We start from the raw sequence: 26,640 nt of genomic DNA, 5'->3' as shown, positions 1-26,640 counted from the left end.
ACTGATGCGCAAGCCAGCGATTCTAGCGCAGCCGCAAACGGAGGTGCACACCTTGTGATTTCGACAGCGCAGAGGCCAGAAGGTATCATGAAGCTCTTTTCCATCGGAACTTTCGACCATGAGCTTGCGCATCATCGCCACCGGCGGCACCTTTGACAAACACTATAACGAATTGAACGGCACGCTCGGCTTTGCCGACAGCCACCTGCCCCAAGTGCTGGCGCGCACCCGCATGACCATTCCTGTGGAGCTGGAAATCCTGCCGCTGCTCGATTCGCTGGACATGCAGGACGTGGACCGCGAGCGGGTACTTACTTCGTGCCGGGGCGCGCCGGAATCAGCCATTGTGATTGTGCACGGTACCGACACCATGAAGGATACGGCCGCCGTGCTTGGCAGCGCCAGCCTCGGCAAGACCATCGTCCTGACCGGCGCCATGATCCCCTATGAAATCGCCAATTCGGATGCGCTGTTCAACCTGGGCTTTGCCAGCGCCGCCGCCCAGACCTTGCCGGCCGGCGTGTATGTGGCCATGAATGGCCAGGTGTTCACCTGGGATAACGTGACCAAGAACCGCAGTGCGGGCGTGTTCCAGCCGCTCTGAACACAAGCAAAAAGCCGGCCATTCTCGCGAAGTGACCGGCTTTGGCAAAATCGAGGGGTCCACAGCCCCGATAATACGTACCTAGCGGACGAGGACGTAGTACTTCAGCCCTGCACCGTTTTGGTTGGCACTCATGGTCTGCACCAGGGCGACATGCCGTCCCGCCGCACTGTGATGGATCTGGATGCCGTAGCTTTGCTGGCCGTTGATGGCCGGCAGCGCCAGGTTGGTATCGGCAACGAACAGTCCGCCCACGTAGCGATGGATGGACGAGGAGTATGTCCGGCCGTTGGCATTGTAGTAGTCGAACGTGTACGGCATGATCAAGGTTTCGTCATTGCTAGACGAGTGGCTCAGGGACTGGACCAGGCCGGTGAACGTGAGCTTGCCGGCACTCTTCAAGGTATCGGCGCGGTACATGGTTCCGCTGGACGTGAACAGGATGTCTTCATTGTCCGTCATGTACAGCTGGCCCGTGGTTTCATAAAGGTAGCCGGAATTGGTGGCCGCGCCAACCTTGCCGGTGGCGCCGTCAATTTCCAGCGATGTGATGTAACCCGAATTCTGGCTCAGGAAAACGCGGTTGCGCTTGGCCGCATACAGGCCGCGGTAGTTCTCGGTCAGGTACAAGGAGTTCGACGATTGCAGCGCTGCAGTCATGTCGGTCCCGGTACGGGCGTCAAGAATGGCCATGCCATACGAGCCGGAGGTATAGACTGAACGGCCAAGCAAATGGGCAATGCCGCTGTTGTTGACGAAGCCTTCACTGTAAGCGGCATCGGTTGACGTGGAACGGATCAGGGTGCCGGTGCTGACGTCGATCAGACTGACGATGTTTTGCTGCACCACCAGCGCCAGCGTGCCGTCCGGACTCAGATTGAGCGACACACCGGCGCTTGGCAACACCGCGGTCTTGACCAGGCCGGAAAACGGATTGACGATCTTGACTGCATTTGGATTGGTGCTCAGGACCACCAGTTGATCGAGGCCCTTGCTGTAACGCGCTTCGAGCGGCATGAAATTCAGTTCCACATTGGCCACCATGCTGGCCAGGGCGCGAATGGTCAGGTAGCCGACGTTGGTATTGACGCCATCGCTGACCGTGACCGACGCGGTATACTCGCCAGCCACGTCGGGCGTGAACGCCAGATTGGCGGCGGCCGGCGCTGCAATGGTGGCGGTGGAGCCGGCCGGGGCGGAATCAATTGCCCAGCTGTAGGTCAGGGCGCCACTATCCTGGTCAAAGCTCAAGGCGGCCGACGCCGATGCTGCATTGCCCAGCAAGACCGTGGCAAAATTTTTGTCGATCACGGCCACCGGCGGGTAGCTGCCGGCATTGAACGTCATGCTCTTTTCGGAATACGCACCTTGACTGTCGGTCACCCGCAGGAGGACGACATACGCCCCGGCGACGTCAGCGGAGAGCTGGACCTCGGTGCCGGTGGTGGCCGACAGCTCGGCCTTGCTGGCGCTCGGCTTGCCGGTGAGCGTCCAGGTATGGGTCAGGGTATCGCCGTCGGCATCGGTGCTGTTACTGCTGCGCAGCGTTACCGGGCTGTTCAGCGCGAGGCGTACCGCGGGGCCATGCTGCATGGCCACCGGGGCGACATTGCTGTACAGGTAGCTAAGCGGGCTATGGTTCTTGACGGTAATGGTGGACAGCTGCGAGCTGATGGCGCCGGCAGCGTCGGTCGCCGTCAGTCGCAGGACATACTGGCCCAGTACGTCAGGCTTGATCTGGGCGATTGCCGTACCTGTGGTCGACAGGATCGACTGGCTCGTTTCAGGCTTGCTCACCAGGGTCCAGGCGTGGCTGACCGTACCGCCGTTGTGGCCCCAGCTGCTGCTTTCAAGGGAGACCAGATAGCCCGACGGCACGGTCAGCTTGTAGCCTTCACTGGCCACAGCAGGAATTGCCGATGCCACCATGACGGTCGTCGGCGCATTGTTATCGGCATTGAATGTGTAAACGGTTTCGCTATAGGCGCCTTTGGGATCGACACCATGGGCGCGCACCTTGTACAGACCGGCAGCGTCGGCCACGAAGCGGCTGATGGCGCCATCGATGGCAAGACTGGCGGCGCTGCCGGCCGGCTTTTCCAGCATGGTCCAGGTGGTGGTGACAGCGTCGCCATCAGCATCGCGGCTGCCTTTGGCGTCCAGCACCACGGCCGAGCCAACATGCAGGGACTGCGTCGGTGCGGTGGTGGTTTGTCCGGCATAGGTCGCCGTGACGACCACGTTGCTGACCGGTGCCACATTGTCATGCACCAGGATCGTGACCTTTTTCTCCGAAAACGCGCCTTTGCTGTCCGTCACGCGCAGTGCCAGCACGTACGTGCCGGCAATGTCGGCGCGGATGACCTGCTTGACGTTGGTATCTTGCGCCAGGGCCAGGACGCTGCCTGCCGGCTTGCTGACAATCGACCACTTGTAAGTCAGGGTGTCGCCGTTGGCATCGGTGCTGCTGCTGCCGCTGAGGATCAATTCGTTGGTCAGGCCAGTGGTCGCGTCGGCGCCATCCACGCCGGCACTGACCACCCCCGACAACAGCATGGTCGTGACCGGCGCAGCATTGTTAACTACCGGTGGGGAACTGTCGCCACCGCCACCGCCACCGCAGCCAGTCAGGACGGCCAGTGCAAGGGCTGCCGCACAAGCCAAGCGACTGCGCTGGCTGAAATTCTTAGCAAACATGATCTTTTTATTCATGGAAATAGAGGTGGTCGGATAGTACATTAATAATCGTTCAACATGCACTGAAATTGATACCAAAAAGCAAAAAAATCCGGTGCTGAAACAGGGCCGGATTATCTGCTAAGGAAGGCAGGCAGTTTTCCGGGTGGCGCGCCTGCATCGACTACGTCGGCTTTCGCCTGACATTTGTCCCGTTCAAACCTGGTTTCGTAACGACGCTGCCCAAACCCTGCCGGCAAGGGTGTATGTGGCTAGTAACGGGCAGGTCTTCACATGGGATAACGTCACCAAGAACCGCAGTGCCGGAGTGTCTCAGCCACTGTAGAGGCGACACAAAAAAACCGGCGCCCTTGACGGTCACCGGTTTTCGATATCGAGTGGGCGCCCGCAGGCGCAAGACTTAACGATAGCGGCGGTGCGCCATCAGACCCATGCCCAAAAGTACCAGCAGGAGCGGCATTGGCTCCGGTACTTCACTTTCGGAAAACGGCGTCAGGACAAACATGCGATCACGATAGCTACCGCCGCCGTTGGAAAGAATATCCAAGTACCCGTAGATGCGCCCGCTTGCATCCACGCCCAGCATCTCGGTCATCGTGAATTCACCCAGATCAGCCGGATTGGTGATCAAGGAGTGCAGATCATAGCTCTTCCCCCCCAACCAGATCGCTGCGCGCGACTCGAAGCCGCCATCAAATTTGTAGTGATAGCCATACACAATTCCGTCGTTGCCAATATCGGTGGCCGCGCTCAGCCAACCGTCTGGCGAACCGAGGTTGTGCAAGGTGGCGCCATCCCACAGCATGGCCTGGGAGATTTGGTCGCCCGCCAAGAAAGACTGCCCGACGGCCCAGCCACGGTCATTGATCGCGGAAAGACTGCTCGTCGATCCGCCAAGGGTGCCCACCTGTTGAAACACGCCATCCGTCCACACGGCGCCAATTGAGCGTGTCCCATCCCGATCATCAAATTGAACCGATCCTGCCAACTGCGATTTGCTGTTTATGTCACTTACCGATACACCGTCCCCCCCGCCATTGCCGAGGTCATGCACGCCGTTAGCATCCCAAATGACTGCATGTTGATGTCTGCCGACCGCTGCTGTCCCTGCAATGACGCCGGCGTCGTTGATTGCAACTGCAATTTCGCGCTCGCCAGCCAATGGCGGGAGCAGGAACGGAACGCCTTCACGCCACACAATGGCTTTGCGTTCAGTTCGGTTAAACTGGCTTTGCACACCAACTGCGACCCCCGACGAATTGACGTCTAACACATGCGTACGAAGTCCCTCCGGGGCCATTAGTGGATCAATCGTGCCATCCGCGTGCCGAAGATAGGAAGCGATATAAAGGTTTGGCGTGACGTAATTGACAGCGACATGACCTGCCGAACTGAGGGCGGATGCCCCACCCGAGAGTGGCACTTGAAATTGGCTCATGGTGTACTTGCCTGCATGGGCAGGCAGCGCCAGCAGACCTACGAACAGCGCGAGCGAAAGGCGCAAAGAAAACGACATGGAGGACTTTCAGTGTGGATATTCTCGTGGACCAGGGTCGCCCGCCGATTCCGAGGATTTCTATTGAGAATTAAGCAAGTCCGCAATGATACATTTTTTCTTCGAGAAATGTACAGAATAATAATTTCTTAAAGTGAAAAAAACCGGCGCTGCGCGAACAGAGCCGGTTTTTTGGCAGTTGCAATATTAGTGGTCAGCTTGTGGCTTCCCCGCCCAGCGCCTCCACCACGTCGGCCATCATCTTGGCCAGCTCGCCCGTCATCAGCATCATGTCGTTATCAAAGCGCTCCTCGTCATTGCGGGTGCTCGACTCGTTTTCCTTGATCATGTCGAGCGGCTTGATGCCCTTGATGGCCAACGATTCGGTCAGCACGAAGGAAATCTTGTCATTCCACGTCATCGCCAGGCGCGTGCACTGCTTGCCGGCCGCGATATGACGGCGAATGTCGTCCGCTTCCAGCGCGTGCTTCACATAGCGCACGGCAGCCTTGCTCTCGCCCGTGGCGCGCAGTTCCGTGTCCTGGTCCACCGTGAAGCCGACCGGCGCCTCGTCCGTTTCCAGCCAGGCCGTCATGACCGCCACCGGCGAGCGCTGCACGCGCAGGCTCTCCAGCGGCATGCGGTCCACCGCCTTGAGCAGCAGCTTGATGACGTCATCAGCCTTGGCGGGGCTGGCCGCATCGACCACCAGCCAGCCGTTGACCGGGTCGATCCAGGTCCAGATGTTGCTGCGAATACTGAAGGCGCGCGGCAGCAGTTCGTCAGCCACCCGCTCCTTCAATTCCTTCATGGCCTTCTTACCTGGCGCGAAACCCTGGGCTTCCTCCAGCTCGGCCGCCTTGGCCTTGGCCACCTGGTTGATGACCGAACTTGGCAGCAGCTTCTTTTCGGTGCCCAGCAAAATCAGCATCTGCTTGTTGACCACGTGAACCAGCTGGCCATTATTGCGTGGCGAATCCCAGCCCTGGCGCAGCAGCTCGTTGCTGGTCGCCGGCACAAAACTCTGTGGCGCCAGCGCCGCTTCCAGTTGCTCAGGGGTGAATGCCCAGGGGGCGGGCAGGCGATAAATCTGAAGATTCTTGAACCACATGTGCGTTTGCCTTGTTTCAGTCAGTCATTCTTGGGGAACGGTATTTTACACGCTGGCGCTGCCGGCAAGGCCGGGCTGTTGCGGGAATGCGTGGACTTTGTGACCCCGGCACACCCGCCTAAGGCCATGATTTTCAAGCAATATTGACCCGCGCTAGAGAGGAAACAGCTCCGCCTGCGGGCTGGCCGGCGTCCTGGCCTCGGCCTGTGACGACAGGGTGGACATGCGCACGCCGAGCAGGCGGATGCGCTTTTCAAACGGCACCCGCTTGAGGCATTCGCGCGCCGCCTTGAGGATGGTGCCGGGGTCGGCCGTGGTGCTGGGCAGGGTGATGTCGCGCGTGACGGTGGTGAAGTCGGCAAACTTGAGCTTGATGCCCACGGTCTTGCCGGCCAGTTCATGCTTGCGCAAGTCGTCCGCCACCTTCCCGCACAGCGCTTCGATCTTGGCCGACAGCACGGGCCGGTCGGCCACCACCTGCATGTCGCGCTCAAACGTCACTTCGCGGCTCACCGACTTGGTTTCCGCGCGTTCGCGCACGGGCCGTTCATCCTGGCCCTGCGCCACCCGCACCAGCCATGCCGTGTAGACGTTGCCAAAATGCTCCAGCAGCAGGCCCGTGTCGGCGCGCGCCAGGTCACCGATGGTGACGATGCCGATGCTGTTGAGCTTTTCGCGCGATTTCGGCCCCACGCCATTGATCTTGTGCACCGGCAGCGCCCACACCCGCGTTTCTATGTCGTGCGGATCGAGAATGGTCAGGCCGTTGGGCTTTTCCAGGTCGGAGCAGATTTTCGCCAGCAGCTTGTTGGGCGCCAGGCCGATGGAACACGACAGGCCGGTCGCCGCCGTCACCGCTTCCTTGATGGCGCGGGCGGTCGCTTCGGCATCGTCGAACTCGGTCAGGTCGATATAGATCTCGTCGATGCCCACATTCTCGATCACCGGTGCAATGCTGGCCACGGCCTGCTTGAAGCGCGCGGAAAAATGGCGGTAGGCTTCAAAATCGGTGGGCAGCAGGATGCAGTCGGGTCCCAGTTTGGCCGCCTTCATCAGCCCCATGGCGGAAAAGATGCCGAGCGCCCGCGCTTCGTACGTGGAGGTGGTGGCCACGCCCCGTCCCACATAGCCGGACAGGCGCGAAAAGCGGCGCGTACCATCGGGCTGCACCACCGGGTGGTGATCGCGCCCCCCGCCCACCACCACGGGCTGGCCGCGCAGTTCCGGATACTTGAGCAGCTCGACCGACGCGAAAAACGCGTCCATGTCCAGGTGAGCGATGCGGCGCGGCTTGGTCGGAATGGCTGGGGTGTTCACAGGGGAGCAATATACTGTAATTGCATACAGTATTCACTACTCAGGGAAATGTTGCAAGGGGTGGCTGCTCAGGCGGGCGCGGGCTTGAGGTGGCTGCGCAGCAGCTGCAGCACGCTGTCGGCAAAGTCATCCACATGAACGCGCGCGGCGCGGTACTTCCAGCGCTTGACATACCAGTCCTGGAACAGGGCCACGATATGGGCCGCCACCAGCGTGGTGTCACCCTGCAGCTTCGGTTCCAGCCCGTCCAGGATGCCGGTGATATAGGCCTGGATCGACAATTCCGAAGTCTTGGCCATACCCCGCTGCTCGAAGTTGAGCACGCGCGAATCCATGTACACGAAATAAAACCAGGGCTGGAGGATTTCGGACAGGTAGATGGTGCCGCGGATGAGCGATTCGAGCCGCTGCAGGGGTGGCTCCACATGGGCGAACATGCGCGGCAGTTCGTAGGTGGTGTGGCGCACCACGTCTTCGATCATTTCCGCCAGCTGGTCCTTGCTTTCGATGTAGCCATACAGCCCGCCCATGGACAGGCCGGTTTCCCGGCATAAATCGCGCAAGCTCATGGCACGGAAACCCACCTCGTTGGCGAGCCTGAAAGTCGCGCCAAAGATCTTTTCCATGTTTTCCAGGGCCGGCTTGCGGCGCTTGACGCCGATGCGCTCGCCGTGGCGCTCGACCAGGTATTCCCAGATGGTGTCGCCATTGAGCGGCGTCATGCGCTGGAACTGTTCAAAGTCAAAATGCCGGGTCCCAGCTGTGTTCATGATGCCCGCCGTGAGGGTGAATTGGTTTCGAGAATGATTATATCTCTTTAAAACCACACAAAAATTCACGCAGGCAAAGAACAGCCCATCTTATTGCACCGCGTCATGCTTTCCTTGCAAGGTAGTGCTAAATTCAAAAAACCGAGCGCTCGCTCTAATTTAACACCATCCCCAAGCTTGCAAGAGCGGACAGTCCTGGTGAGCTCGGTAACACGAAGGAATGCGCAGCTTGAACTGCGCAACTTCAGTTCCAGTAGTCGACTTCACACACAATAAATCAATGGAGATAATATGAAGAATCGCTTTTGGAAGTGCCTGTCCGTTTTTGTCATCGCCTCAATGCTCGCTCCTGCTTCCTGGGCGCTGGGCTATACCCAGACCCGCTATCCCATCGTACTCGTGCATGGCCTGTTCGGCTTCGATAATATCGGGCCGGTCGAATATTTCTACGGCGTGCCGGCTGCCCTGCGCAGCGGCGGCGCGCGCGTGTACACCACCAGCATATCGGCTGCCAACAGCACCGAAGTGCGGGGCGAACAATTGCTCACCCAGGTGCGCCAGATCATCGCCGCCACCGGCGCCGGCAAGGTCAACCTGATCGGCCACAGCCATGGCGGGCCCACCAGCCGCTACGTCGCCTCGGTGCGGCCGGACCTGGTGGCCTCGGTCAGCACGGTGGCCGGTGTCAACAAGGGCTCCAAAGTGGCCGACATCGTGCTGGGCCTGGTGCCGAATGTCTCAAACACCCTGGCCAACGCGGTGGGCTCCTTCATCAGCTTCATGTCGGGCGGCTCGGGCTTGCCGCAAAACGGCCGCGCGGCGCTGCAGTCGCTGTCGACCGCCGGCACGGCCGCCTTCAATGCGCGCCACCCGGCTGGCGTGCCCACCACCGCCTGCGGCGAAGGCGCGTACGTCGTGCGAGGCGTGCATTATTTTTCCTGGAGCGGCGGCAAGACCTGGACCAATGCGCTGGACGCACTCGATCCGATTTTCCTGCTGACCGGCGCCGCCTTTGGTGAAAAGAACGACGGTCTCGTTTCCAGCTGCAAGAGCCGGCTCGGGCGCGTGATCCGCGACGACTATGGCATGAACCACGCCGATGAAGTCAACCAGCTGATCGGCATCGTCAACCTGTTCGAGACCAGCCCGGTCTCGGTATTCCGCCAGCAGGCCAACCGCCTGCAGGGCCTGGGCCTGTAAGGGAGCGCACATGACCGCCCCCTCCACTTTCATGAAGCTGGGGGCGGGTACGCTCGCCGCCGGCTTTCTGTTTATATCGTTTACCCGCAATGAACCGACGGTGCCCACCGCGGCGCCACCGGCCACCGATGCCTTTGCCTTCGTACGCTCGATGGAAGGCACGGTGCCCGACGGCGACATCAAGCAGGCCAGTGATGGCGCGCTGGTGGTGGACGCCGAGCTGGGCCACCTGTTCGACTACTACCTGGCCGGCCTCGGTGAAAAGGACCTGGGCGCCATCCGCGCCGAGATCGAGCGTGAACTGGACCGGCGCCTGAAACCTGGCGCTGCGGCAGAGGCCAAGCTGCTGCTGGGCCGCTACCTCGACTACAAGCGCGCCCTGGTCGGACTGGAGCTGCAACTGCCGCCCGAGACCGACCTGCTCAAGGCGGCGCGCGCGCGCCTGGCCGCGACCCAGGGCATCCGTGCCCGCTTCTTTTCGCCCAGCGAAAGCGCCGGCCTGTTCGGCTTTTCGGACGCCTATGACCGCGACGCGCTGGCCCGGCTGGAAATCAGCCAGGATGCAAAGCTGAGCATGGCGCAAAGAAGTGAACAGCTGGCGCTGCTGGACAGGAAGCTGTCGCCAGCCATGCGCGAAGCGCGCGAGGCGCCGGTGCGCGTGATCCGGACCGAGGAAAAGGTGGCAGCCATGCGCGCGCAGGGCGCGACCGATGACGATGTCTATCGCCTGCGCGCGGCCGCGTTCTCGCCGGAAGGCGCAGCGCGCCTGGCGCAGCTCGACCAGGAGGAAGCGGCGTGGAAGGCGCGCATCGCTACCTACCTTGCGCAGCGCGCGGCGCTGCCGCCGGGCTCGGAAAGCCAGCTCCAGCAGCTGCGCAACCAGTACTTCACGCAAGACGAGCAGCGCCGCCTTGGCGCCTATGAAGACCCGCGCTAAGGCGGCGCAGGCGCGGCGATAAAAAAAGGGACGGGTGGCGAACCACCCGTCCCTTCATTGTTTGCTGCCTGCCGGATCATCCCGGCCGCGCAATTACCAGCTCAGTTTGAGCGTGTACTTGCCGTTGGTGGCACCGGTGCCGCCGCTGTAGAACTTGACGCGCACATAGCGGTTGAAGGTCGAGCTGCCGGTGTTGGTGACACTGACCGAATCAACCTGGCCGGCCGGGTTTTCGCTCAGGCCGATCTGGCTGCCGTTGCTGTTGTAGACGAACAGATCATAGTCAGCCGTCGACGAACCCATGGTCAGCGTTGCGGTCAGCGTCTTGCCGGCCGGGAGCTGCATCACGAAGTAGTCTGTGTCGGTGGTGCTGCCCATGTTACCGTTCATGACGGTGCCGCTGACGGTAACCGAGTTGGCGCTGCCGGTGGTGTTGTTCGACTCGACTTCGTTGCTGCCCGTTGGTGGCGGCGGAGGTGGCGGGGTGGTGCCGCCGCCAATGGCGCGCGAGGCATCCACAATGCCGGTGCCGCAACCGCTGCAGGTGGCAGGGAAGGCGCGCGCGGTGGACTTGAGCGTGCTCTCGATCTGGTCAGGCGTCAGTCCCGGCGTCTTCGACAGCATCAGTGCGGCCACGCCGGCCACGTGAGGTGCCGCCATCGAGGTGCCCTGGTAGTACGCATAGCTGTCGGCACCGGGAACGGTAGCACCGCTGTTCAAGGTCGACAGGATGCCGCCGCCGGAGGTACGCACGTCGCCCCCTGGTGCTGCCACGTCAACCACGGTACCGTAGTTGGAGTAGTAGGCACGGCCGCCCGAACGGTTGGTTGCCGCTACCGTGACCACGCCGGCGCAGTTGGCTGGATTGGAGCCGCTGGCGTTGGTGTTCTCGTTACCGGCTGCCACGATCACCACCGAGCCGCGCGAACGGGCACTATTGATGGCGTTCTGGGTGGTGGTGTCGCAGGCACCGCCGCCGCCGAGCGACATGTTGATCACACGGGCAGGATTGGCATTGGCAGGCACGCCGCTGACGGTGCCGCCCGACGACCAGATGATGGCGTCGGCAATGTCGGAGGTGTAGCCACCGCACTTGCCCAGCACGCGCACTGGAACGATCTTCGCATTGAAGGCCACGCCGGCCACGCCGGTACCGTTGTTGGTCTTGGCGGCGATCGAGCCTGCCACGTGAGTGCCGTGCCAGCTTGAATTCGATGCCGGCGAGCCGCTGCCGCACTGGCCATACACGGTGGAGTCGCCCGGATCGCTGGCGTCGCTGTCGCGGCCATTGCCGTCGGCTGCGATGGCGCTGTCGGCGATGAAGTCATAGCCCTGCACGAACTGGCCGGACATGTCGGCGTGTGGGCGGTAGCCGGTGTCGATCACGGCCACGTTGACGCCGGTGCCGGTCACGACATCCCATGCCAGGTTGGCGCGCAGGCCGCCGGCGTTTTCAAAATACTGCCACTGTTCGGCATAACGCGTATCGTTAGGCGTGAACTTGGCGACCATGATGCGGTCTGGCTCTGCATATTCGATGCTTGGATCGCTGGCCTTGAGCGAGCGCGCCAGGTTGGCGACCTGCTCGACCGACATGCGCTTGCCGAGGTGAACGACACTGGCGCCGTTGGCAATGCTGTGCATCGGACGCATGGCGACGCCGAACTGGCGGCCAGCCCGGTCGAGCGTGGCCATGCGGGTCTGGCTCATGCCCTGCAGTTTGTTGAAGCCTTTGCCGGCTGGCATGGCGTCTTTATATTTAACAATCATGCGATCGGTCTGGCCGATCACGGTTTCCGTTTGCCCAAGAGGTGCTTGTACCGGTTTTCCCGCCGCCACTGCTGCCATGGGACCGGCGATCACTGCTGCCACAGCGACGTTCAACAGCGTAGGGTAGATCGAATGCATTTGCTTCATGTCGTTCCTCTATTTCCGATTTTAGTTTTATGGTGGCAAGGCCCCGGCGTGTCACCAGCGTCCTGCCCGATGTAATCCGGCGCCATCGAGGGTGCCGAACCGTGCTTTTGTAAGCACGAGTAAAAAGATAGAGGAAAAAATTGAAGCAGCGGGGAAATTTCCAATTGGATTCGGTTGTTTAACCACAACTTTGCGTGACATTTCGTGATTATCGGAGGAAATTCGGCAATTCGGCCCAACAGGAAAATATTTTTGCTATTGCTTGTACATTCTAGACTTACATCTTCTGTTGCTGCGTTTAAATACCTCTTGGAAAAACACCCGTACCGTTGCGTAGTTAGGCCATTGGCGTTGATATGTATGCATCAAAATTTCATATTGTTTTAGTACGTCAACGCCTAAAATGGCGGATCATTCTCGATGGAGCCCCCATGCGTTCAACCCCGATTCTGCTGACCTTGGCTGTTGCCTTGGTCGGCCCGGCCGCCCTTGCGGCATCCGCGCCGCTCAATCCCCCCGTCGCCGCCAAGGTGGCATGGCAGGAGACCCGCCACGGTGAAGTAGTGACCGACGACTACCGCTGGCTGCACAAGAAAGACGATCCGGCCGTGATCGCCCACTTGCATGCCGAAAATGCCCACACGGATGCGGTCACAGCGCCGATCAAGCCCCTTGCCGACAGACTGTATGCCGAAATCAAGGGCCGGATGCAGGAAGTGGACCTGTCGGTACCTACCCGGCGTGGCGGCTGGTTCTACTACACGCGCTTTGAAGCTGGCAAACAGTATCCGGTGAACGCGCGCCGGCGCGCCAAGGGCCAGGACTACGATGCCGGGGCGCCTGAGGAAATCCTGCTGGACCAGAACAAACTGGCGGAAGGCTTGAAATTCTTTTCGATTGGCGCCTTCTCGGTAAGCCCCGACGGTAGCAAGCTGGCCTACATCACCGACACCACAGGCTTTCGTCAGTACAAACTCCAGGTAAAGGACCTCGGGACCGGCAAGGTGCTGGATGACACTGTGGAACGCGTCACCTCGCTGGCGTGGGCTGGCGATAACAGCACCCTGTTCATCGTGCAGGAAGACGCCACCACCAAGCGATCCGACCGCCTGCTGCGCCTGGCGCTCGGCGGAGCCCCTGTCGAACTGTTCAACGAAAAAGTGGAGCAGTTTTCCTTGCGTGTTGCTGACACACGCGATCGCAAGTTCGTGGTGCTGACCAGCGGCGCCACAGACACCACCGAAGTACGCATACTGTCCACGGCCACGCCCCTGGCGCCCTTCAAGCCGGTCCTGGGTCGTGAAAGCGGTCATCGCTATTTTGTCGACCACCGTGACGGAGAACTGTTCATTCGCACCAACAAGAACGCCAAGAATTTCCGGGTCGTCAGGGCGCCTTTGGCCAATCCGGTGCAGAAAAACTGGAAGGACGTGATCAAGCACGACGAGTCGGTGCTGGTCAATGACATCGCCCTGTTCGATCGCTACCTGGTAGCGACCGAGAAAAGCAACGCCCTATCGCGCATGCGCGTCTACGACTTTGGCAAGCGGTCGTGGAAGACCGTCAAGTTCGACGATCCGGTCTATACCTTGCGCGCCGGTGGCACGCCGGAGTTTTCATCCCGCCGCTTCCGCGTTTCATATCAGTCGCCGGTGACACCGTCCACGGTACTTGACATCGACATGGGCAGCGGCGAGCGCACTGTGCTCAAACGCGAGGAGATTGTAGGTGGCTATGACGGATCGCGCTACGAAACCCGACGGCTGTGGGCTACCGCGCGCGACGGCGTTAAGGTGCCGCTGTGGGCTGTCTACAAGAAAGGGGTCAAGTTCGATGGCAGTGCGCCGCTGCTGCTTTACTCGTATGGATCGTACGGCATCCCGACCGAGGCATCGTTTGCGGTCAGCCGCATCAGCCTCCTTGAGCGCGGCGTGATCTATGCGCAGGCCCATATCCGGGGCGGCAATGACCTTGGTGAGCGGTGGCACGACGACGGCATGCTGATGAAAAAGAAGAACACCTTCAACGATTTCATTGACAGTGCCGACTATCTGGTCCAGCAGAAGTGGACCAGCCCTGATCGCCTGATCATCCAGGGTGGCAGCGCCGGCGGCCTGCTGATGGGCGCTGTCGTCAACATGCGTCCAGACCTGTTTCGCGCCGTGCATGCCGCCGTTCCCTTCATGGACGTAATGAACACCATGATGGATGCGTCGCTGCCCCTGACGACCGGCGAATACCTCGAGTGGGGCAACCCGAACGAGAAAGCTGCCTACGACTACATGCGCAGCTATTCGCCCTACGACAATATCGAGCGCAAGGCTTATCCCGCCATGCTTGTCACCACGGGCCTGAACGACAGCCAGGTAATGTATTGGGAGCCGGCCAAATATGTCGCCAAGCTGCGCGCGCACAAGACCGACAGCAATCCGCTGCTGCTCAAGACGAACATGGGCGCTGGCCACGGGGGCGCATCGGGACGTTATGACGCGATCCGCGAAGGCGCTTTCAACATGGCGTGGATGCTGTCCCAGTGGGGCATCAAGGAGTAAGGCCGCCCCCGGCCACCGCTTTTCGCGCAATTTCAGATTTTTTTCTTGAAAAGCCTTGCGCGGCCCGGAGAATATGAGATATGATTCGGGCCTCTTAAGACGTGGTGACAAACGTCTGATGATGTCTCAAATGAAGTGTGCGGGCGCTTAGCTCAGTTGGTAGAGCGGAGCCCTTACAAGGCTTAGGTCGGGAGTTCGAGCCTCTCAGCGCCCACCAAATCAGAGACGCATCATGAGCTGCTTTACCGATCAGAGTAATACGGAGCGGTAGTTCAGTTGGTTAGAATACCGGCCTGTCACGTCGGGGGTCGCGGGTTCGAGTCCCGTCCGCTCCGCCAACTATTAGTAGCAAGGAGTGTTTCCCCTGCGGGAAACACGGTTTGGGACTCGAAGGGAATCCCTTGCAAGGGATTCCGCGGCCTGCAGCATGTAGGCGAGTCCCGTCCGCTCCGCCAGCTACAAGAAAAAGGGCCCGATTCGTCGGGCCCTTTTTCCATTCCAGCTTGCTCCAGCCGGACTTTCTGGATCTGGCGATGAATTCAGGCCGGCTGGCGCTGCGCCCGCAGCAGCGCGTCAAATTCCTCGCCCGGCATGGGGCGCGCAAACAAATAGCCCTGGCCATAGTCGCACCCTGCCTGGCGCAGCAATTCGCACTGTTCCTGCGTTTCCACCCCTTCTGCAATCACGCGCAGTCCCAGTTTGTGGGCCATGACGATGATTGCCTCGGACAGGGCCATGTCGCTTGAATCAGGCGCCAGGTTGCGCGTGAACGAGCGGTCGATCTTGAGATAGTCAATATCGAATTTTTTCAGATACGACAGCGAAGAGTAGCCAGTGCCGAAGTCGTCCAGCGCCACCTGGATGCCACCGTCGCGCAGCGCCAGCAGCTTGTCGGTCACGCCAGTGGAAGCGTCCAGCAGCAGGCCCTCCGTAATTTCCACCACCACCGCCCGGCCATCGAGTCCGATCTCGGCCAGGTGCGCAAACCAGTCTTCGTAGCCCTTGCCCTCGCGCGCGAATTCGAGCGGTGACTGGTTGACGCTGACCTGGAAGCGCGGGTCGATCTCGTCGCGCCAGCGGCGCGTCCAGCGCGCCGATTCCTTGAACACCCATTCGCCGATATCGATGATAAGGCCGCTCGATTCGGCCAGCGGAATGAACTCGAGCGGACTGACCAGTCCGCGCTGTGGATGCTGCCAGCGGATCAGCGCTTCGGCCTTGTGGATCCGGCCGCTTTCGAGATGCACGATCGGCTGGAAGTAGACGCGGAACTGGTCGCCCTTGATGGCCGTGCGCAGGTCGTTGGTCAGGCGCATTCGATTGAGCGCCTCCGTTTGCAGCGCAGGGGTGAAGTAGCTGAAACGATTGCGTCCCGCCCCCTTGGCGGCGTACATGGCCTGGTCTGCGTGCTTGAGCAGGTCGCCCACATCGTGCGCGTCGTCCGGATACAGCGTGATGCCGATCGAAGCCGACACGAAGGCCTGCTCGTCGCCAAGGTCGTAGGGTGCCTGCAGCACGCCAAGGATCTTCTGCGCGATGGCATCGACCGAACTCACTTCGGTCAGATTGGAGAGAATGACGGTGAATTCATCGCCGCCCAGGCGTGCCACGGTGTCGGACTCGCGCACGCAGGAACGCAGGCGGCGCGCCGCATCGATCAGCAGCACGTCGCCGCGCTGGTGGCCCAGCGTGTCATTGACTTCCTTGAAGTGATCCAGGTCGATGAACAGGATGGCGATGCGCTGCCCGTCGCGGCGGCTCTTGACGATGTCGTGCTCCAGGCGGTCAAGGAACATGCGGCGGTTCGGCAGCTGGGTCAGCGTGTCGAAATTGGCCTGCTGCCAGATCACGGCTTCCGACTTCTTCTTGTCAGTGACGTCTTCAATCATGCACAGGTGGTGGGCGCCGGCGCCGGACTCCGAATCGATGCGCGCCACCGACATGTCCACCCACACCACCGAGCCGTCCGGCCGCACCAGGCGCCGCGACGACTTGCGGCCCGGGCTCTCCCCCATCACCATCTGCGCCATGCGCGCCAGCTCGCCCGCGCCGCCCGTCAGGTCGCTGTCCTTGATGTCGGCCAGCGAACGGCCCGTGATCTCGGCGTAGCGCGGATTGATGTCGGTGAAACGGCCACTGGCCGCGTCGATCAGGGCCAGGCCCATGGGCGCTTCTTCAAACATGGTGCGAAAGCGCAGCTCCCCCTTGCGAATGGCTGTCTGGGCGCGCTGGCGTTCGCGCGCCAGCAGGGTAAGGTGCACGCCGGCGCCGCCCAGCAGCGCCACGGCCACGCCCACCAGCAGGCGATTGAGCCATACCTTGCGCTCGGCATGGGGCGAGGCATCGTACAGGAAGCCGTCAAAGGAAAGGTCGCGCGGGAGCATGCCCAGATCGGCATAGACGCTGGCGATGTGGCGCCAGCGGTTCGGATTCATGTAGCCGATTTCGACCAACACCGGCTGCACCAGCGCTTCCATCTGGCGCGCCTCGAACAGCAGGTGCTGGCGATCGTGCCTGCGCGTGTAGCGCGCCAGAATGAGGTCGGCAATTTCCTCCTGGTGGGCCATGGCATAGGCCCAGCCCTTCATACTGGCGGCGCGGAAGGCCTTGACCCGCTGCGGATGGTTGGCGATCTCGCGTTCACTGGTAAACAGGTTGTCGCCGTAAAAATCGATGCCTGCCGCGCGTGGGCTGTAGGTGTCGTACTGGAAGCCTTCGCGCTCCAGGTAATCGGGTTCGTTGGTTACGTAGGCAGACATGGCATCGACCTTGCCCTCGATGAAGTCACTCACCTTGTAAGTGTGCTCCACCCGCACCAGGCTGTTGACCGCAATGCCCTCCTTTTTCAGGTAGGCCATCAGTTCGTCGGCCTGGGTCAGTTCATCGGTGAGCGAGCCAATCATGACGCGCTTGCCAACGATATCCTGGATGCTCGACTGCGCGCCGCTCTTGCGCACCAGCAGAGTGTAAGGGGAATGCTGGAGGATCACACCCAATACCACTACCGGCTTGCCGGCTGCGCGCGCCAGCAGCAGGCTGCTGCTGCCCACGCCATAGTCGGCGCTGCCGTCGATCACGCGCCGCTCCGGTTCATTGCCGCTGCGGCCTTCGGCGATCTGCACATCGAGTCCGGCGTCGCGGTAATACCCTTTTTCCAGCGCCGCGTAGTAGCCGGCAAACTGGAACTGGTGCGTATGCTTGAGCTGCAAGCGGACTTTGTCCAACGCGTGCGCAGGCAGGCACGAGCACATCAGCAGCGCCAGCACAGCAGCATGCGGCGCAAGGAACCAGCGCCGGCAAATGTCCATAGCCATCATTGAATGCTTAAGAAAGAAAAAGCGGTGCGCTACGGCAACGTATTTGTTCGATTGTACGTTCGTTCGTCAGCAAACAGTCAGAAATACCGTGCAGCTGTGCAAGGCTACAACGGCTTGCCAAAAGCGAAATTGGACAGAAATGCAAAGGGGAAGGCAGCTTGCGCCGGCCTTCCCCTCGACGTTCCGGCCGCGGACGGCGGCCAGAAATTACTTGCGGCCCGGGCGGGCTTTGGCTGCCCCTGCGCGCGCGGATGATGCCGCTTGCGGCCCTGGGGCCGACGCCTTGGGGCGCGTCTTGATGGTGGCCAGGATCGATGGTCGCACCTTCGATTCCGGCGCGATGAATGGCGTGGGCGCGGCGGCGCGCTCGGTCTTGCGCCGGGGCACAGCAGCGAACTTGTCGAGCGTGCCCGGTCCTGCCGTCTGGCGCTTGCGCTCGCCTGCAGCCAGGCCGCCATCTTCCGACGCCTGCCAGGCCGGCACCAGGTGCCGGTCGCCATTACCGATCAGGTCGCCACGGCCCATCTTGACCAGGGTCTCGCGCAGGATCGGCCAGTTGGCCGGGTCCTGGTAGCGCAGGAAGGCCTTGTGCGAACGGCGCACCTTGCCGCTGCGCGCTGTTTCCACGATTTCCGAATCGGCCGTAACTTTCTTGAGTGGATTCTTGCGCGAGTGGTACATGGTCGTTGCCATGGCCATGGGCGTGGGCATGAAGGTTTGCACCTGGTCCAGCTTGAAGTTGTTCTTCTTGAGCCACAGGGCCAGGTTGAGCATGTCCTCGTCAGTCGTGCCCGGGTGGGCCGCAATGAAGTAAGGGATCAGGTATTGCTTCTTGCCCGCTTCCAGAGAGAAACGGTCGAACATTTCCTTGAACTCGTCATAGGCGCCGATGCCCGGCTTCATCATCTTGGACAGCGTGCCTTCTTCGGTATGCTCGGGCGCGATCTTGAGCAGGCCACCCACGTGGTGGGTCACCAGTTCCTTGACGTATTCCGGCGAACGTACGGCCAGGTCGTAGCGCAGGCCCGAGCTGATCAGCACCTTCTTGACGCCCGGGATCGCGCGCGCCTTGCGGTACAGCGAAATCAGCTTGCTGTGGTCGGTACCCAAATTGACGCAGATGGTCGGGTAGACGCACGACAGGCGGCGGCATGATTCCTCGATCTTCTTGTCCTTGCAGGCCAGGCGGTACATATTGGCCGTGGGACCGCCCATGTCGGAAATGGTGCCGGTAAAGCCCTTGGTCTTGTCGCGGATATGCTCGATCTCACGCAGGATTGATGGCTCCGATCGGCTCTGGATGATGCGCCCTTCATGCTCCGTGATGGAACAAAAGGTGCAGCCGCCAAAGCAGCCACGCATGATGTTGACCGAGAAGCGGATCATTTCCCACGCGGGAATGCGCGCCTTGCCATAGCTTGGATGCGGGGCGCGCGCGTAATTCATGTCGTACACGCCATCCATCTCGTCCATGGCCAAAGGCAAAGGCGGCGGGTTGAGCCAAACGTCGCGCTCGCCGTGCGCCTGCACCATGGCGCGGGCATTGCCGGGATTTGACTCCAGGTGGAACACGCGCGAAGCGTGGGCGTACATGACCGGGTCGTCCTTGACCACGTCGAACGACGGCAGGCGCACCACGGTCTTGTCGTGCTTTTCCTTGGCCAGGGCCTGGCGCTCTTCGCGCGACATGATGCGGATCGGCTTGACGACTTCAGGCGCCTGCGCGGCATTATCGGTCGCGCAGGCCGTCTTGTCTTCCTGCGCCATGGCGTAGGGATCGGGGTGAGCGTCCACCTTGCCCGGGGTATCGACGCGGGTGGAGTTGGCCACCGACCAGTCCTCGCCCGGCAGCCAGCCCGGCGCCACCATGAAGGCGGTGCCGCGCAGGTTGCGGATATCGCGAATGTTTTCGCCGGCGTCGAGGCGGTGGGTCAGGTCGACCAGCGCGCGTTCGGCATTACCAAACAGCAGCATGTCGGCCTTGGAATCAGGCAGCACCGAGCGGCGCACCTTGTCGGACCAGTAATCGTAATGGGCAATGCGGCGCAGCGACGCTTCGATGCTGCCGATGATGACCGGCACGTCCGGGAACGCTTCGCGCGCGCGCTGGGCGTACACGGTCACGGTGCGGTCCGGCCGCTTGTTGGGTTCGCCATTAGGCGTGTAGGCGTCGTCGGACCGGATCTTGCGGTCAGCCGTGTAGCGGTTGACCATGGAATCCATGTTCCCGGCCGTCACGCCAAAATACAGGCGCGGCTTGCCCAGCGCGCGGAAGGGCTCGGCCGACATCCAGTCCGGCTGGCTGATGATACCAACCCGGAATCCCTGCGCTTCCAGCAGGCGGCCGACCAGGGCCATGCCAAAGCTTGGATGGTCGATGTAGGCGTCGCCCGTCACCAGGATGACGTCGCACTGATCCCAGCCCAAGGCATCCATTTCGGCGCGGGACATGGGCAGGAAAGGCGCGGCAGGCGCGCGGCTGGACCGTTTGGGGACGGTCGCGAAGAGATTTGTTGGGGAGTTCATTGGGCGGTATTGTACCGGAAAAGCCTGCCTGCCAACCGCCGGGGGCCGGTTTTGCCGTTGCAACGCCACCAAAAAACGTCTTAACTATCAATAACTTGTGACGTTTGTGCCAATAAAACAGGCAGCGCGTCAAGCCATCCACACCGGCGCACTGGTGCGCAGGCCTCTGCCCGCTCCCGGCGCAGCCGCCAGCCGTTATTTGCTTGGCAACAGCAAGTAACGCCTCAGATCCCGATGTTGGCCAGCATGCGCGACAGTTCCCGCAGCGCCGGTTCCAGGCGCGGATGCTCTACTGCGAAGCGGGCTGCAATTTCCTGGGTGCGCTCCGACAGGTCCTGCGGCGCCAGCGTGGTGCCGGACGCATCGGCCAGCAGCACGTCGTCGGGCTGGCGGCTGATGGGCCGTTCCAGCAGTTGCTGGATGTCGCCATCGAGCTGGCGCAGCAATTCCTGCAGCTCGGCATCGACCGTCCCCGTCTGGGACAGGTTGGCGTGCAATTCTTTCAGATGGGACTTCAGGTTCGCCGTGGTGTCATTCAACATGTCGTCCTCGTTTATGGTGTGAACTTTGTTGCCAGGTACAGCTCTTCGACCTTGGTGCGCGCCCACGGAGTCTTGCGCAAGAACTTCAGGCTCGATTTGATGCTGGGATCGCTGATGAAACAATTGATGTCGATGCGCTGCGCCAGGCCTTCCCAGCCGTAATGCTCGACCAGCCGGGTCAGTAAAGATTCTAAGGTAATACCGTGCAGGGCCTGAACACTCATTGTCAATGCAACTCTACGCCAAATGGAAAAAAGCGCACACCGGAAAGCGGCATGCGGATGGCGTAGCTTAGCACGCTGGGGCGGGGCTTATTGCGAGATATGCATGTCGTAGCGGGCACCGCCCGAGAACAGGCAAGAGCCGGAGCCAATGGCACTGCTGCTCATCATGTATTCGCAGCGCACGAAACCGCCGCGGCTGCCGCTGGCGTTGGCGATACCCTTCTTCGCATGGGCCGCGCGCGTGGCTTCCCCCTGGAACGATTCGCCGCCAACGGCAAATGAGAACTGGCCGCGTCCGTCTTCGGGATTACTGATCATGCCCGACGCCGGGCCCAGTTGAGATGCCGCCGTGTTGGCCGGGTACAGGCGCGCGGTGAATGGTGCCCGGACTGCGGCCACGGGAACGAAGGCGGTGCCCTGGGCAGAATAACCGCCGCCAACAGGGTGCTGGTTCAGCGGCATCACATAGCATCCTGACATGACGGCACCCACGGCACCGGCAGCAAGCACGCGCATCAATTTGGACATGTCTGACTCCTTGAGGTTGGACAACTGGAAAACGCAGTCCAAGTATAGGGAGGCAAAACTTTTTGACCAGCTGCTTGGCAAAAGCATCATGCTGCGCTACCCGACAGCGCGCAAGACGCTACGCAGCCCTCAGGGCAGGAGCTCAATGCCGAACTGGCGCACGAGCAGGGCAAACAGGACGAAGCAGCACACGGTCAAGGCGATGCACGCTGCCATGGTCAGCCAGAACCCCAGGCGCGGCAGCAAAAGCGGAAACGCCAGGAACATCGGCAAGGTCGGCACCACATACCAGAAGGTGTACCAGGCGTGGTTGGCAATCTTCTCGGCCGGCTGCTTGTCGAGGTAGAGCCAGACCAGCGCCAGGAAAGTCACCAGCGGCAATGCCGCCACCAGCCCGCCCAGGCGGTCACTGCGCTTGGCCACTTCGGAAATGGCAACGACCATGCCGGCAGTGATGAGATATTTCGTGATGAGCCAAGCCATGTGCAACTTTCAAGGCGAGAAAGGCCGCAGTTTATCAGGGTCACGGTCGACTATCCCCTGACAGCTGCGCGTGCTTACGACGCCGGGTCTCACATTTAGTACTCAATCGCCTCTCGCCGTGGATCAGGTTGCGCGAGACCACCGACCATCAACCGCTCTTTTTCCGCGTCCCATACAAATGGCTGGCCGCTGTAGGGATTGCGTAGCGCGGATGCCTGCATGCTGGCGGGCATATCAGCGCGGGCAACATTGGTCGCACGCAAGTGCGCCGCGAGCAGGGCGGCGCGCCGCATCGCTTCCAGATCGGCCACGCGCAAGCCGTAGTTAACGAAGCTGGCTGTTTCTACAGCCACCTCGATGAGCATCTTGCCCAGCGGATTATACAAGTATGTAGCAAAGCCCTGATCCCGGGTGGCGGGCACAAGCATGCGAGCGCGCTCACTTGCCGCTTGCATCTGCGGAAAGTCGACGGCCAGCGTGTCCGCAATGGCAACTGTGTGCCCGGCATAGCGGTTCAGGGAATCCTGCATCTGGAAGGCGCCCACCTTGAACGGGAGCACGCGCCACCATGGGCCAGCTTGCGCTTTTTGCGCGATCTCTGCATAGCCGCCCTTCACAAGCGTATATTCGCCCGCCATGGCCAGTGTCATGGATCGTTCTTCCGGTGAAAAGGCCACGCCCCAGCTGCGCGGAATGGCACGCGATCGCTGGCTGGCTGGCAGCGCGTGCATGATCATGCTGGCTGCCTGAAAGTGTTGCTGGATGCCCGCCGTCCCCATCATTTTCGTCAGCAGGTTAGCGGCCGATAGCTGCATCATGCGCCAGAACACCAGGTCACGTTCCAGCAGCGTTTTAACTTGTTCCGCATTGCCCTCACGCGCTTGCAGCCATGCGTGTAGCAAATGAAGCCGCTGTCCCTCAAACCCAGGGCTGAACCGAGGCAAGGGTATCTGTTCTCCCGCCAGCGGCACCTCGCGCCAGGCAGTGGTGCCTAGCATGGTGCCATAACGTGCGTGCAGCCATTGCTGGGAAGCGAGCCATGCTGTGGTCTTGCTCATGTCCATGGCCAAGGCATCCTGACACACGCGGTTGAGCTGGCGGCAGGCCTGGTGCAGCGCGTGGTAGGACGCTGCCGGCTCCATCGACACAGCTTGGAGGCCGTCGGGAAATGACGAATCCTCACGCGCGTCTTTGGCGGTCCACTGCGCCAGCCACGCTGCCCTGCCCGCCCCGACGGCAACGACATCCCGATCCGGCGGCACGTCCAGTGCCAGCATATGGATATAGCCATTGTCGGCCGGCGCAGCGCTGCCAAGTGCATGCATAGCCGCTTCAAGCCGATGGACCACGAGCGAGGGTGGCCTGTCGTTCCGGTTCACGGCAGCGTATAAACCAATGCCAACCAGCGCCAGCAGGCCGGTCACCGCGCAGGCGCGCTTGAACAACAATCTGGGTTTCATCGGAATGGCTCAGCGAAAAGTTATAGAGCGTAACAGATGGCGGAAAGCAACACTAGCGGGTAGCTCAACTGTTGCACATCGGCATCAACACGGCCATACTCAGGTTTTAACTTTTTCTCGCGCCCCCCCGGCTGCCCATCAAATCATGTCCGAGCACACTTTTCCGCCGCGCGTTGCACCACGCGATATGGCCGACACCCTCATCGCCATCGTGATTGGCATTGGCCAGTCTGCCATCCTGTTCGGCCTGCCTGCCCTGCTGGCATGGTATGCATCCGGCAGCACCACCATCGCCTGGATCTTTGCCGGCGCCCTGTACCTGGGGTTCGTCCTGTTTTGCGTCACCGACATCACCGTGGCCGGCGACGGCCTGCGCCTCAAGCGCATGCTGGGCGATCCGAAACTTATCGCGTGGAAGGATGTGACGGAAGTGACAGAAGCCTCGCGCGAAGAACTGATCATCCACGGCTGGCTGTGGCCACTGGTGCTGCCGCGCGAGATGACGCCGACGGCCACTTCCATCGCCCACTTCCGCATCCAGTTCGGCAAGCGCTGGATTTACTATCCGCCCAAGGATGCAATGGGCTTTCAGGAAGCGGTGCGCGCTCACCTGCAGCAGCGCACCTGAAATGCAAACCGCCCGGCAAAGCGGGCGGCTGGGTACTGAGGGTGAGGCTTAGTCGGCGATCAGGCCGCGGCGCTCGAGCAATGGTTCGATCTTGGCGTCACGTCCCCGGAAATTGCGGAACATCTGCATCGCTTCAATCGAGCCACCGCGCGAGAGCAAGGTCTTGCGGAAGTGGTCGCCGTTCTTGCGCTGCAAGCCGCCGTTTTCCTTGAACCATTCCACGGTATCGGCATCGAGCTTTTCGCTCCACAGGTAGGAGTAATAGCCAGCCGCGTAGCCACCCGAGAATGCGTGCGAGAAGTAGGTCGTGCGGTAGCGCGGCGGAACCGGTGCGAAATCCACGCCGGCTTCCTTGAGCGCGGCCGCTTCAAAGCCCAGCACATCGGTCGGGATCTTTGCCGCCGGCAGCTGGTGCCACTTCTGGTCCAGCAGCGACGCCGCAATGTACTCCGTGGTGGCGAAACCCTGGTTGAACTTTTTCGATGCCGCTACCTTGTCCAGCAATTCCTTGGGCATCGGTTCGCCCGTCTTGTAATGTTTGGCGTAGTTGGCCAGCACCGCGGGCTCGTACATCCACATTTCATTGACCTGCGACAGGTATTCCACGAAGTCACGCGGCACATTGGTGCCGGAGAAACGCGGGTACTTCACGTTCGACAGCAAGCCGTGCAGCGCATGGCCAAACTCGTGGAAGGTGGTCTTGACTTCGTCGGCCGTCAGCAGGGTCGGCTCGCCCTTGGGCGGCTTGGGAATGTTGAGATGGTTGGCAACGACCGGCTTGTTGCCCAGCAGACCGGACTGCGGCACATAGGCATTCATCCACGCGCCGCCCTGCTTGTTGCTGCGGGCGTACATGTCGGCGATAAAGATCGACAGCAGCTTGCCGTCGGCATCGTAGACGTCGAACACGCGCACGTCGTCGTTGTAGACCGGCAGATCCTTGCGTTCCTTGAAGGTCAGGCCGTAGAGTTTCTCGGCCGCGAAGAACACGCCCTTGACCAGCACATTGTCGAGTTCAAAGTAAGGCTTGAGCTGGTTTTCGTCAAAGCTGTACTGGTCAGCGCGCACCTTCTCGGTATAGAAATCCCAGTCGTGGGCGGCGACCTTGAAGCCGCCCTTTTCCGCATCGATGATCTTCTGGATTGCAGCTGCTTCCTTGCGTGCATTGGCCACGGCCGGCTTGGCCAGGTCGGACAGCAGCTTGTTGACGTTGGCCGGGGTCTGCGCGGTCTGGTCGGCCAGCGAGTAGGAAGCATAGTCAGGGTAGCCCAGCAGCGCCGCCTTTTCCGCCCGCAGCTTGGCCAGCTTGAGGACCACGGCGCGGTTGTCATACTTACCGCCCTGGCTGCTGCGCTTCATGGATGCGTCCAGCAGGCGCTCGCGCACGGCGCGGTTGGTCAGCACCGACAGCGCCGGCTGGCCCGTGGTGTTCATCAGGGGAATGACGAACTTGCCCTTGAGGCCGCGCCTGGCCGCTTCGGCAGCGGCGCCGTCAATGGCCGCGTCGCTCATGCCGGCCAGTTCCGAGCGCACATTGACCACCAGCGCCTTGGCATTCTTTTCCTTCAGCACGTTCTGGCTGAACGTGGTCTGGAGCGTGGCGATCTGGCCGTTGTAGGCCTTCAGGCGCTTCTTGTCTTCCGGGCTCAGGTTGGCGCCGGCCAGCACGAAGTCCTTGTAGTAGCGCTCGAGCAGGAAGGCGGATTCGGCATCGAGGCCCAGGGTGGCGCGCTGGTCGTACAGCGCTTTCACGCGCTGGAACAGCTTGTCGTTGAGGAAGATGGCATCGTCGTGGGCCGCCAGCCTGGGGGCCATTTCACGGTCGATGGCATCGAGCTTGTCGTTGGTGTTGGCGCCTTGCAGGGCCGAGAAAATGGTCGACACGCGCGACAGCAGCTGGCCCGATTTTTCCATGGCCACGATGGTGTTGTCGAAGGTGGGCGCGTCCTTGCTGCCGGCAATGGCAGCCACTTCGGCCAGCTGTTCGCGCATGCCCGCGGCAAAGGCCGGCTGGTAGTGGCTGTCCTTGATCTTGTCGAACATGGGATACTGGAACGGCAGCGTGCTGGCCGCTGCCAGTGGATTGCTCGCCGGCAGAGGAGCAGCGGCGGCAGTGGGGGCGGCGGCAGGTGCGGCCAGGGCGGCGGTCTGCACCAGCGCAAGGCTGGCGGCAACGATCAGCATTTGAGGACGATTCATGGCATCTTTCACGGGCGTGGTACAAGCTGCCAGGCACAAGCCGGCAGCACTTAGCGCCAGATCATAGCAAGGATGCCCGCCCCCCGTCACCCGTAAACGTGTATGCATGTGTTACATCGCTGCACAAACCGGG

The 26,640-nt window shown here is 61.3% G+C and carries 19 protein-coding genes and 2 tRNA genes; 7 read left to right on the top strand and 14 right to left on the bottom strand.

The features are described 5' to 3' along the window. The first annotated feature begins 118 nt into the window (after positions 1-118). Positions 119-604, top strand: a complete 486-nt coding sequence (locus KY495_RS09620) for an asparaginase domain-containing protein (protein WP_219883421.1) — start codon at positions 119-121, stop codon at positions 602-604. 81 nt (positions 605-685) lie between these two features. Here the strand turns inward: KY495_RS09620 and KY495_RS09615 are convergent, their stop codons facing one another. From KY495_RS09615 to KY495_RS09595, 5 genes are all read right to left on the bottom strand, one after another. Continuing rightward, on the bottom strand, positions 686-3,301 hold the full coding sequence (locus tag KY495_RS09615) for a PKD domain-containing protein (protein ID WP_219883420.1): 2,616 nt from the start codon (positions 3,299-3,301) through the stop codon (positions 686-688). Positions 3,302-3,701: 400 nt separating this feature from the next. Further along, complete coding sequence (locus KY495_RS09610; protein WP_219883419.1) at positions 3,702-4,817, bottom strand: PEP-CTERM sorting domain-containing protein; 1,116 nt, start codon at positions 4,815-4,817, stop codon at positions 3,702-3,704. A gap of 193 nt (positions 4,818-5,010) precedes the next feature. Further along, positions 5,011-5,907 carry a recombination-associated protein RdgC gene (locus tag KY495_RS09605; protein WP_219883418.1) on the bottom strand — a complete coding sequence of 299 codons (897 nt, stop codon included), beginning with the start codon at positions 5,905-5,907 and terminating at the stop codon, positions 5,011-5,013. A gap of 153 nt (positions 5,908-6,060) precedes the next feature. After that, on the bottom strand, positions 6,061-7,224 hold the full coding sequence (gene dinB, locus KY495_RS09600) for a DNA polymerase IV (protein WP_267876171.1): 1,164 nt from the start codon (positions 7,222-7,224) through the stop codon (positions 6,061-6,063). 68 nt (positions 7,225-7,292) lie between these two features. Continuing rightward, complete coding sequence (locus KY495_RS09595) at positions 7,293-7,994, bottom strand: TetR/AcrR family transcriptional regulator (protein ID WP_229518556.1); 702 nt, start codon at positions 7,992-7,994, stop codon at positions 7,293-7,295. Between the two features lie 291 nt (positions 7,995-8,285). On the opposite strand from KY495_RS09595, the gene KY495_RS09590 reads away from it, so the two are divergent. Both KY495_RS09590 and KY495_RS09585 read left to right on the top strand, forming a co-directional pair. Then, a complete protein-coding gene (locus tag KY495_RS09590) occupies positions 8,286-9,194 on the top strand; it encodes a triacylglycerol lipase (RefSeq protein WP_219883417.1) in 909 nt (302 codons plus the stop codon). A 10-nt stretch (positions 9,195-9,204) separates the two neighbouring features. Then, the gene (locus KY495_RS09585; protein ID WP_219883416.1) at positions 9,205-10,131 is read left to right on the top strand and encodes a lipase secretion chaperone; all 927 of its coding nucleotides are present in this window, start codon (positions 9,205-9,207) and stop codon (positions 10,129-10,131) included. A gap of 93 nt (positions 10,132-10,224) precedes the next feature. On the opposite strand, the gene KY495_RS09580 is transcribed toward KY495_RS09585, so the two are convergent. Continuing rightward, the gene (locus KY495_RS09580; protein ID WP_229518555.1) at positions 10,225-12,048 is read right to left on the bottom strand and encodes a S8 family peptidase; all 1,824 of its coding nucleotides are present in this window, start codon (positions 12,046-12,048) and stop codon (positions 10,225-10,227) included. 431 nt (positions 12,049-12,479) lie between these two features. On the opposite strand from KY495_RS09580, the gene KY495_RS09575 reads away from it, so the two are divergent. From KY495_RS09575 to KY495_RS09565, 3 genes are all read left to right on the top strand, one after another. Next, positions 12,480-14,600, top strand: a complete 2,121-nt coding sequence (locus KY495_RS09575) for a S9 family peptidase (RefSeq protein ID WP_219883415.1) — start codon at positions 12,480-12,482, stop codon at positions 14,598-14,600. Positions 14,601-14,741: 141 nt separating this feature from the next. Beyond that, a tRNA-Val gene (locus tag KY495_RS09570) sits at positions 14,742-14,817 on the top strand. Positions 14,818-14,861: 44 nt separating this feature from the next. Next, a tRNA-Asp gene (locus KY495_RS09565) sits at positions 14,862-14,938 on the top strand. A 201-nt stretch (positions 14,939-15,139) separates the two neighbouring features. Here the strand turns inward: KY495_RS09565 and KY495_RS09560 are convergent. From KY495_RS09560 to KY495_RS09530, 7 genes are all read right to left on the bottom strand, one after another. Further along, positions 15,140-17,917 (bottom strand): EAL domain-containing protein, encoded by a 2,778-nt coding sequence (locus KY495_RS09560; protein ID WP_219883414.1) that lies wholly within the window; start codon positions 17,915-17,917, stop codon positions 15,140-15,142. A gap of 207 nt (positions 17,918-18,124) precedes the next feature. Continuing rightward, the gene (locus tag KY495_RS09555) at positions 18,125-20,368 is read right to left on the bottom strand and encodes a YgiQ family radical SAM protein (protein ID WP_229518612.1); all 2,244 of its coding nucleotides are present in this window, start codon (positions 20,366-20,368) and stop codon (positions 18,125-18,127) included. Between the two features lie 299 nt (positions 20,369-20,667). Then, the gene (locus tag KY495_RS09550; RefSeq protein WP_219883412.1) at positions 20,668-20,985 is read right to left on the bottom strand and encodes a DUF4404 family protein; all 318 of its coding nucleotides are present in this window, start codon (positions 20,983-20,985) and stop codon (positions 20,668-20,670) included. A gap of 11 nt (positions 20,986-20,996) precedes the next feature. Continuing rightward, positions 20,997-21,209: a VF530 family DNA-binding protein gene (locus KY495_RS09545; RefSeq protein ID WP_219883411.1), complete on the bottom strand. Its 213-nt coding sequence runs from the start codon at positions 21,207-21,209 to the stop codon at positions 20,997-20,999. 87 nt (positions 21,210-21,296) lie between these two features. Further along, entirely contained in the window at positions 21,297-21,737 is a 441-nt protein-coding gene (locus KY495_RS09540; protein WP_219883410.1) for a hypothetical protein, read from the bottom strand. 129 nt (positions 21,738-21,866) lie between these two features. Next, complete coding sequence (locus KY495_RS09535) at positions 21,867-22,220, bottom strand: DUF3147 family protein (protein WP_219883409.1); 354 nt, start codon at positions 22,218-22,220, stop codon at positions 21,867-21,869. Positions 22,221-22,315: 95 nt separating this feature from the next. After that, positions 22,316-23,680 (bottom strand): hypothetical protein, encoded by a 1,365-nt coding sequence (locus KY495_RS09530; RefSeq protein WP_219883408.1) that lies wholly within the window; start codon positions 23,678-23,680, stop codon positions 22,316-22,318. A 187-nt stretch (positions 23,681-23,867) separates the two neighbouring features. On the opposite strand from KY495_RS09530, the gene KY495_RS09525 reads away from it, so the two are divergent. Beyond that, positions 23,868-24,308: a hypothetical protein gene (locus tag KY495_RS09525; protein ID WP_219883407.1), complete on the top strand. Its 441-nt coding sequence runs from the start codon at positions 23,868-23,870 to the stop codon at positions 24,306-24,308. A gap of 48 nt (positions 24,309-24,356) precedes the next feature. On the opposite strand, the gene KY495_RS09520 is transcribed toward KY495_RS09525, so the two are convergent. Further along, complete coding sequence (locus KY495_RS09520; RefSeq protein ID WP_229518554.1) at positions 24,357-26,507, bottom strand: M3 family metallopeptidase; 2,151 nt, start codon at positions 26,505-26,507, stop codon at positions 24,357-24,359. Positions 26,508-26,640 lie beyond the last annotated feature (133 nt).

Origin of the sequence: Massilia sp. PAMC28688, assembly GCF_019443445.1 — a bacterium.
In the GTDB taxonomy this organism is placed as follows: domain Bacteria; phylum Pseudomonadota; class Gammaproteobacteria; order Burkholderiales; family Burkholderiaceae_D; genus Telluria_A.
The sequence above is the reverse complement of the archived record's forward strand: the minus strand, read 5'-3'. Positions and strand labels throughout refer to the sequence as shown.